The 8,897-nt window shown below is 57.6% G+C and carries 5 protein-coding genes and 1 pseudogene; 2 read left to right on the top strand and 4 right to left on the bottom strand.

The window, feature by feature from the left end:
- Positions 1–206 precede the first annotated feature (206 nt).
- Entirely contained in the window at positions 207–1,160 is a 954-nt protein-coding gene (locus ACJO3T_RS07970; RefSeq protein ID WP_406964945.1) for an IS110 family RNA-guided transposase, read from the top strand.
- Between the two features lie 37 nt (positions 1,161–1,197).
- Here the strand turns inward: ACJO3T_RS07970 and ACJO3T_RS07965 are convergent, their stop codons facing one another.
- Both ACJO3T_RS07965 and ACJO3T_RS07960 read right to left on the bottom strand, forming a co-directional pair.
- On the bottom strand, positions 1,198–1,797 hold the full coding sequence (locus ACJO3T_RS07965) for a hypothetical protein (protein WP_406978226.1): 600 nt from the start codon (positions 1,795–1,797) through the stop codon (positions 1,198–1,200).
- A 302-nt stretch (positions 1,798–2,099) separates the two neighbouring features.
- A pseudogene (locus ACJO3T_RS07960) lies at positions 2,100–3,329 on the bottom strand (ISL3 family transposase).
- 132 nt (positions 3,330–3,461) lie between these two features.
- On the opposite strand from ACJO3T_RS07960, the gene ACJO3T_RS07955 reads away from it, so the two are divergent.
- The gene (locus tag ACJO3T_RS07955) at positions 3,462–4,445 is read left to right on the top strand and encodes an integron integrase (RefSeq protein ID WP_406978225.1); all 984 of its coding nucleotides are present in this window, start codon (positions 3,462–3,464) and stop codon (positions 4,443–4,445) included.
- A 315-nt stretch (positions 4,446–4,760) separates the two neighbouring features.
- Here ACJO3T_RS07955 and prpF read toward each other — a convergent pair whose 3' ends face one another.
- Positions 4,761–5,939, bottom strand: a complete 1,179-nt coding sequence (gene prpF / locus ACJO3T_RS07950; protein WP_406978224.1) for a 2-methylaconitate cis-trans isomerase PrpF — start codon at positions 5,937–5,939, stop codon at positions 4,761–4,763.
- A 116-nt stretch (positions 5,940–6,055) separates the two neighbouring features.
- Positions 6,056–8,668 carry a Fe/S-dependent 2-methylisocitrate dehydratase AcnD gene (gene acnD / locus ACJO3T_RS07945; RefSeq protein WP_406978223.1) on the bottom strand — a complete coding sequence of 871 codons (2,613 nt, stop codon included), beginning with the start codon at positions 8,666–8,668 and terminating at the stop codon, positions 6,056–6,058.
- Positions 8,669–8,897 lie beyond the last annotated feature (229 nt).

Here is an 8,897-nt window from a genome sequence, read left to right as displayed (position 1 = left end):
CTTGTATGGATAATTTCTGCCGTGTTTGGGTAAATTGAGGCCCACCCCCAGCGGCCACTGGGGGCCTTCATGCAGCAGCTCGGTGTAGCGACGGCTCCTCTTTCGAGAGACCGATAACAAGTGCGTAGCGCTGCATGACTCTCAAGCGATAACTCGAACAGTCATCGGGGCCTCGAGCCCGTATAGCAAGGCAGAGTCAGCTTATTATGAAACACACGGAAGTCCAAACCCCAGTCAACATCGGTATCGACGTCGGCAAAGCCAACCTGGACGTTGCCATCCACCCCACCGGACAATCGCATTCCTTTCCCAATAACGACGCCTACATCCGCCATCTGGTCCAGGTCCTGAAGAAGTACGACATCGAGCGTATCGTTGTCGAAGCCACCGGGCGCTACGAGCATGCCCTGGTGTCAGCCTGCCACCAGGCGGGATTACCGATCATTGTCGTCAATCCCATCAGTGTCCGCCGCTACGCCCAGGCCATCGGTGTGCTGGCGAAAACCGACCGGATCGATGCCCAGGTCATCGCCCGATATGCCGCCACCATCAAGCCGGAGTTCAGACCGATCCCGGACAAAACCTCTCAGAAAATCAAAGACCTCCTGGCACGACGGGCACAGCTTTTGGAGATGTCCACCATGGAGAAAAACCGTCTCCAGATCATGCCAAAATCACTCCATCGCTCCATCAAAACCCTGCTCCGAGTGCTCCAGAATCAGATCGACACCATCACCCGGCAGATCGAACAGGAAGTGGCCAAAGTGGATCACTGGCGAACCAAAACCGAAATCCTGACCAGTGTCCCCGGCGTCGGCAAAGTGCTTGCCTATACGTTGCTCAGTGAGCTGCCAGAGCTTGGCTCTCTCAACCGAAAGGAGATTGCTGCCCTGGTCGGGGTCGCACCTATTAACCGGGACAGTGGCAAGCTCAACGGCAAGCGACGGATACGGGGAGGACGCCACAGAGTACGCACGGTGATGTTCATGGCCATGCTCTCATCGATCCAGTGCAACCCCGTGTTCAAGCGATTCTACGAGCGCCTGAAAGCCCAGGGGAAGATGCCGAAAGTCGCCCTCATCGCCTGCATGAGAAAGATGATCGTGGTGCTCAATACCATGATGAAAAACGGTGAGCCATGGCGTGAAAATATGGCCTAATTAATGAGTTTGACACCACAGTCACTTGTTACATGAGCTATCCCTCAATTGCTTCCTGCACCCTCTTTGCGGAAACAACCGAAAACGTCTGGGACAATAGAAATAACCCAAAAACTATTAAAAACAGAGAAACTCCAATCACAACAAAAATTCCAACTATCGATTGTGACTGAATGGCATTTGTCATTGCTAAAAACGGGAAACCTATTAACAACAATAAAACACCAGCTATCACATTGTACCAATAGCCAATCCTGTCGAAAGTCGATATTTTTACCTCTAATTTACCATCATTTATCTCTAAATGGCTTCTAGCTCTTATAAAATGAGAAATCGAAAGCTCTCTATTCAGTCTTGCATACCAATCAATGCATGCATCCCTAATAACCTTCTCCATCTTCACTTTATGGACCAGTCTAAAATATTCATTTTCTATTTCATCTTCGAAATGAACTTTCAGAGTTCCATTTATCGAACCTATGGACGCAGCTTCCTTCAATAGCTCAATCCTTCTCTTTTTATAGGTATCTGCGAAGGACAGGATATTTTTCAGGTTAAACAAAATCCCCAAAACAATCGCGATGGAAAACGCGGCGTATTCTCCCTGAGAAATGAACTCAAACGCCTTGTCAAACATTCTTAAGCTTCCTTTTCATGTAACAGTTTATTCTACGTCAAAAATGGGCATATGCCCGGACGAGCCTGCTGCCCCGGGGGATGATAATATCCCTGCAATTCAACACATTGCCAGGACACAAACCCACCTGAGAGCACACATCCATTCCGCAAAAAGCGACAAATTGTCGGTAGATTTCGAATATACCGCCAAAAGTGGCCGAATATCCGGTGAGTAATCGAAATAACGGCAACGCCCACCTAAACTGTGACGCAAATCACACCGAAAGCCTTTCCGAATACTGTATACATATGGCTCTTCACTTATCCCTGTGGGTTGGGTGCCATAGGCAGCCCGCCATAATGGAACAAGATTGCCCGTTTAAATCGTTCCTTACTCCTGAATCCCCGGGACCGGACCTTTAAAGCTCGAACCTGCCCGTTGATTGCCTCCGCTAGTCCATTTGAGGCCTGGAATCGCATGGCATTGAGGATGCCAAACAGCTTGATTTCGAGTTGATTGGCCGTGGAGATCAGAGCTCGAATCTCAGTGACCCGGGCCATTTGGATCCATTCCTGCCACGCCGCACGGGCGCCTTTAACCCGGTAGCCGCGCCAGATATCTCGCGCCTTCTCCTTGAGGTGCCACACCAGACCGGTGTCTTTGAGGACATCCGACAACTGCCTGATCTGCTGAATCTGCTGTCCTTCTAGGCCCTTGCGGTGTCGTAGCCAGGTGTATCGACTTCAATGAATCTCCTGCCGCATAGAGCTATCCGCTCGTTTCATATCAGCCTTGCGAGTGGCATCAAGCGTTCGGGTCAGCATCTGCGCGACATGGAAATGATCGAAGGCGATCTTCCGATGGGCCTTCTTGATATGGTCGAACGTCGCTTTCTGATAAGCCGGACTCATATCCATGGAGATTGAGATGATCTCTTGCTTACGAGGTTCATTCAGGCTGGCGTAAAAGCGGCCAAGGCTGTGTGCAGACCTGCCGTCTTCCACGGACAAAACTTGCCCATGGCCGTTGGAGACGACCGTTACGTAATCGTGCCCTTTGCGGAATGCGGTCTCATCGACAGCCAGCCGGGTCGTATCTCGGTCAGGGACATTGGCAAGGCCCCGGCGCACAGCCCGCTCCATGATGTTGTCGATGGCGGTCCAGCTCAGGCGCAGCTGCTTGCTGACCGCAGAGATAGAGGCTGCTCTGAGCCAGCTAATGACGAAGGCTTCAAACAGCAGCGTGTACCGGCTGTTCTGCTCAGCCCAAGGGACACTGACCGTCAGGCAGCCATGCTCCGGACATTGCACACGGGGGACCTGGGCAACGACCTGCGTTCGAAACTGACAGGTATCGAGGTGACGCCAACGACGTTCCCGGGAGTCGTAACCTGGGCAGGCACGGCCACATCGAGGGCAGACAAGCGCTGTGCTTTTGTCTATGTCTACCTGGACTACGACTTCACTCTGGCTTTTATCAAGCTCAACGTCTGAGACAAACCAAGGCGCCGAGAGCCCAAGAATCTGCTCATAGAGGGTGCATTGATCCAATGTCGGTCACCATCCATCGGGTTAATCGAATGGGATAACAGTGACCAAAAACGGCAGGGAAATAAAGGGTTACCCACTAAAAGAAGTGAAGAGCCATACATATACATATTCCTTTCTGGAGCTCATCGTGCCATGGACGTGCCACCGCCAGTATCCTCACAATCGCCCCGCTTTCTGGACCGGCTCCGCACGTTTATCCGTGCTCGTGGCCTGGCCTACAGAACGGAGAAAACCTACTGCGCCTGGGTGCGGCGGTTCATTCGTTTTAACCAGTATCAATCCCACGATCAGATCGATGCTCAACATATCCAGGCTTTTCTCAGCAACCTGGCGGTCGATCAGCATTGTTCAATCAACACGCAGAAAACCGCGCTGAACGCACTGGTATTTTTGTTCCGAGAGTTTCTCGAGCAGGAGATACCGGACCTGAACTTCCGGAAGGCAGCTGTGCGTCGCAAGCTTCCTACAGTACTGTCGAGTTCCGAAGTAGCCCGCGTGCTTGTGCATCTTTACGGTTCCCACCGTTTGATGGTTCAGATGATGTATGGCTGTGGACTGCGGGTCATGGAGGTGGTTCGGCTTCGTGTGAAGGACATCGATATCGAGAATCAGGCGCTTTGGGTCCAGGAAACCAAAGGAGGAAAGGCCCGCAGAACGTTGTTGCCCGAACGGCTGCAAAATACGCTGACCGAGCAGATCCGATGGGTCACGGAGCTTCATCGGTGCGATCTACAGGCCGGGTATGGCAGTGTCTATCTACCGAACGCCCTGGACAGAAAGTACCCGAATGCGCCTTTCGAACTCGGATGGCAGTACCTGTTTCCCGCGCGACATTATTCCACCGACCCTCGCAACGGTATGGAGCGCAGGCACCACATCAACGAGCGTCAGCTGCAGCGATCAGTCAAACAGGCGAGTCAGAAGGCTGGTATCAATAAGAGGGTGTCCTGCCATACTTTCAGGCATTCTTTTGCGACCGAGCTACTTCGGCAAGGCACGGACCTTCGTGCCATTCAGGAGATCCTGGGCCACACCTCCATCGAAACCACACAGATCTACACGCATGTTGTCGGTCTGCATGAACGCGGAATGGTCAGCCCCATCGACCGTCTTTAGCCGTCGCAGAGGCTTCACCAGCCACGCTACCGCCCCGCCGGCTACCTGGCACCCAATCCCTGGCCGCTTTCGAAACCACCCCACCAATCTGATAACGACCTACTACTTCCAAAGCAAACAGTCGTCCGCGTAACCCGAATGAAAGTACTGCGGCGAGCTGCTCGATATGCCTGAACTCACATTACCAAACCGTTAGGGCCGACACTATCCCACCAACTCGCACATCGCAAATGCAAAAAAGCCGCCAAGCCCAAAGGGCAAGGCGGCAAAACATCAGGAGACCAAGCCTGCAATCAACTCAGATCTGGAAGGGGCCTAAAACGAATCCCCAGGCACCCTAACCCAACCCTCCATAAGCACCCGAGCACTACGACTCATAACAGCTTTGGTCGCCGTCCACTCTTCATTTACCAGAGAGGCCTCAGCCCCAACCTGCAACGTCCCGGAAGGATGCCCAAAGGTCACGGAGTTCCGATCCCCTCCCCCGGCAGCAAGATTCACCAGCGTCCCGGGCACAGCCGAGGCAGTAGCAATCGCCACAGCCGCCGTCCCCATCATCGCGTGATGAAGCTTGCCCATGGACAGGGCCCGGACCAGCACATCGACGTCGCTGGCCTTGATCTCTTTGCCGGATGAACTGACGTAGTCCTTGGGCGCAGAAACAAAGGCTACCTTGGGGGTATGCCCCCGGTTAGCGGCTTCCTCCGGCGTCTTGATCAGCCCCATTTTCACCGCCCCATGGGCGCGGATGGTTTCGAACCTGGCCAGGGCTTCCGGGTCACCGTTGATGGCTGGCTGTAGTTCGGTGCCCTGATAACCGATGTCTTCGGCGTTGACGAAGATGGTGGGAATGCCTGCGTTGATCATGGTGGCCCTGAGGGTCCCCACGCCGGGCACTTCCAGATCATCCACCACATTGCCGGTGGGGAACATGGCGCCCTCGCCGTCGGCCGGGTCCATGAACTCCACCGCCACTTCCGCCGCCGGGAAGGTGACGCCGTCGAGTTCGAAGTCACCGGTTTCCTGCACTTCCCCATTGGTCATGGGCACCTTGGCGACGATGGTCTTGGCGATGTTGGCCTGCCAGATACGGACGATGGCGATGCCGTTGTCCGGTACCCGGCTTTTGTCCACCAGGCCGTTGGTGATGGCGAAGGGGCCAACGGCGGCGGAGAGGTTGCCGCAGTTGCCGCTCCAGTCCACGAAGGCCTTGTCAATGCCCACCTGGCCGAACAGGTAGTCCACGTCGTGGTCGTCGCTCTGGCTCCTGGCCAGCAGCACGGTCTTGCTGGTGCTGGAGGTGGCGCCGCCCATGCCGTCGATCTGTTTTTCGTAGGGGTCTGGGCTGCCGATGACGCGCATCAGGAGTCTGTCCCGGGCTTCGCCGGGTTGCTGGCAGCGTTCGGGGAGGTCTTCGATGTTGAAGAAGACGCCTTTGCTGGTGCCGCCTCGCATGTAGGTGGCGGGGATTTTTATTTGGGGTACTTTGCTCATTTGGGGTGTACCTGTGTTCGGTTCTGGCTTAAGGCGTGGCCTGCTCCACCCTCTCCCTGGCCCTCTCCCGTCAAGGGAGAGGGGATGTTTGGCTCAGGGTAAGGGAGTCGGTCGTTTCAGGCGGCGCCTTCGGACTCCAGGAAGTCCTGGGCGAAGCGTTGGAGTACGCCGCCGGCCTTGTAGATGTCCACTTCCTCGGCGGTGTCCAGGCGGCAGGTGACCGGGACCCGTTCGGTGTCGCCGTTCCTGCGGTGGATGACCAGGGTCAGTTCGGCGCCGGGGGCGGCGGTGCCTTCCACGTCGTAGGTTTCGGTGCCGTCGATAGCCAGGGTCTTGCGGGTGGTGCCTTCCTGGAACTGCAGGGGCATTACGCCCATGCCGATCAGGTTGGTGCGGTGGATGCGCTCGAAACCTTCGGCGACGATGGCTTCCACGCCCGCCAGTGCCACGCCCTTGGCGGCCCAGTCACGGGAGGAGCCCTGGCCGTAGTCGGCGCCGGCGATGATGATCAGCGGCTGCTTGCGCTCCATGTAGGTTTCGATGGCCTCCCACATGCGGGTGACCTTGCCTTCCGGCTCGATGCGGGCCAGGGAGCCCTGCCTGACGTTGCCCTGCTCGTCCCGCACCATTTCGTTGAACAGTTTGGGGTTGGCGAAGGTGGCGCGCTGGGCGGTCAGGTGGTCGCCCCGGTGGGTGGCGTAGGAGTTGAAGTCCTCCTCCGGCAGGCCCATCTTGTGCAGGTATTCACCGGCGGCGCTGTCCATCAGGATGGCGTTGGACGGCGACAGGTGGTCGGTGGTGATGTTGTCCGGCAGTACCGCCAGCGGGCGCATGCCCTTGAGGGCCTTCTCACCCACCATGCCGCCTTCCCAGTATGGCGGGCGGCGGATATAGGTGCTCTGGGGGCGCCATTCGTACAGCGGTTCGCTGGCCGCCTGTTTGTCCCGGGTCAGGTCGAACATGGGGATGTAGGTGTCGCGGAACTGCTGCGGCTTCACGCTCTGTTTGACGATGGCGTCGATCTCTTCATCGTCCGGCCAGATGTCTTTCAGGGTGACCGGGTTGCCGTTCTGGTCGTGGCCCAGTACATCCTTCTCGATGTCGAAGCGGATGGTGCCGGCAATAGCGTAGGCCACTACCAGCGGCGGCGACGCCAGGAACGCCTGCTTGGCGTAGGGGTGGATGCGACCGTCGAAGTTGCGGTTGCCGGACAGCACCGCCGTGGCGTACAGGTCACGGTCCACCACTTCCTTCTGGATCACCGGGTCCAGGGCGCCGCTCATGCCGTTGCAGGTGGTGCAGGCGTAGGCGACCACACCGAAGCCCAGGTTTTCCAGCTCTGGCAACAGGCTGGCTTCTTCCAGGTACATCTTGACGGTCTTGGAACCCGGCGCCAGGGAGGACTTCACCCACGGCTTGCGGGTCAGCCCCAGTTTGTTGGCATTGCGGGCGATCAGGCCGGCGGCCACCATGTTGCGGGGGTTGCTGGTGTTGGTGCAGCTGGTGATGGCGGCGATGATAACGGCGCCATCCGGCATCTTGCCCTCTTCCTCTTCCCATTGACCGGCTATGCCGCTCTCCGCCAGCTTGGCGGTAGGCAGGTGGGCGTGGGGGTTGGACGGGCCCGCCAGGGTGCGCTCCACCTTGCTCAGGTCGAAGGTCAGCACCCGCTCGTACTCGGCGGTCTTGAGGGCATCCGCCCACAGGCCGGTATGCTTGGCGTACTTTTCCACCAGCGCCACCTGATCGTCTTCACGACCGGTGAGCTTGAGGTAGTCGATGGTCTGGTCGTCGATGTAGAACATCGCGGCGGTGGCGCCATACTCCGGAGTCATGTTGGAGATGGTGGCCCGGTCGCCCACGGTCAGGCTGTCGGCGCCTTCGCCGTAGAATTCCAGGTAAGCGCCCACCACCCGTTCCTTGCGCAGGAACTCGGTAATGGCCAGTACCATATCGGTGCCAGTAATACCCGGCTTCAGCTTGCCCTTCAGCTCCACGCCAACAATGTCTGGCAGGCGCATCATGGAGGCACGGCCCAGCATGACGCTCTCGGCTTCCAGACCGCCGACGCCGACGGAGATAACGCCCAGGGCGTCCACCATGGGGGTGTGGCTGTCGGTGCCCACGCAGGTATCCGGGAAAGCCACGTGCCTGCCCTCGCCGTCCGGACGGTTCTGGATCACCGGCGACATCTTCTCCAGGTTGATCTGGTGCATGATGCCGTTGCCCGGCGGAATCACGTCCACATTACGGAACGCGGTCTTGGTCCAGTCGATGAAGTGGAAACGGTCGTCGTTGCGGCGATTCTCGATCTCCCGGTTCTTCTCGAAGGCGTCCTTCTCGAAACCAGCGTGCTCCACCGCCAGGGAGTGGTCGACGATCAACTGGGTGGGCACCACCGGGTTCACCTTGGCGGGGTCGCCGCCCTTCTCCGCGATGGCATCCCGCAGGCCGGCCAGGTCCACCAGGGCGGTCTGGCCCAGGATGTCATGGCACACCACCCGCGCCGGGTACCAGGGGAAGTCCAGGTCCCGCTTGCGTTCGATCAGCTGCTTGAGGGAGTCCGTCAGGGCATCCGGATCACAACGGCGCACCAGCTGTTCCGCCAGGATGCGGGAGGTGTACGGCAGCGTGTCGTAGGCGCCGGGCTGGATGTCTTCCACAGCCTGGCGGGTATCGAAATAGTCCAGATCTGTGCCTGGGAGGTGCTTGCGGTACTTCGTATTCATTGGAGGTCTCTCGAGAATCTGTGTTCGTTTTGGTCCCCTCTCCCCTGGAGGGAGAGGGTTAGGGAGAGGGGGAAAATGGCGGACTCTGGTGTAGGTCGCTCCACCCTCTCCCCGGCCCTCTCCCCTCAAGGGAGAGGGGGCTTAACCTGATGCCTGACTTCATTAATTCGGAGTCTGGCTAATACTAACGTTGTGCTCGGTCACATCCCCTCTCCCCTGGAGGGAGAGG

The sequence above is a fragment of the Marinobacter shunpengi genome (assembly GCF_045449715.1).
Taxonomy (GTDB): Bacteria; Pseudomonadota; Gammaproteobacteria; order Pseudomonadales; family Oleiphilaceae; genus Marinobacter.
This window is presented reverse-complemented; position numbering and strand designations above follow the sequence as displayed.

Bases quoted from the DNA above. Each gene is read 5' to 3' on its own strand.
- ACJO3T_RS07965 (WP_406978226.1), bottom strand. From the start codon at position 1,797: ATGTTTGACAAGGCGTTTGAGTTCATTTCTCAGGGAGAATACGCCGCG.
- ACJO3T_RS07955 (WP_406978225.1), top strand. From the start codon at position 3,462: ATGGACGTGCCACCGCCAGTATCCTCACAATCGCCCCGCTTTCTGGAC.
- prpF (WP_406978224.1), bottom strand. From the start codon at position 5,939: ATGAGCAAAGTACCCCAAATAAAAATCCCCGCCACCTACATGCGAGGC.
- ACJO3T_RS07970 (WP_406964945.1), top strand. From the start codon at position 207: ATGAAACACACGGAAGTCCAAACCCCAGTCAACATCGGTATCGACGTC.
- acnD (WP_406978223.1), bottom strand. From the start codon at position 8,668: ATGAATACGAAGTACCGCAAGCACCTCCCAGGCACAGATCTGGACTAT.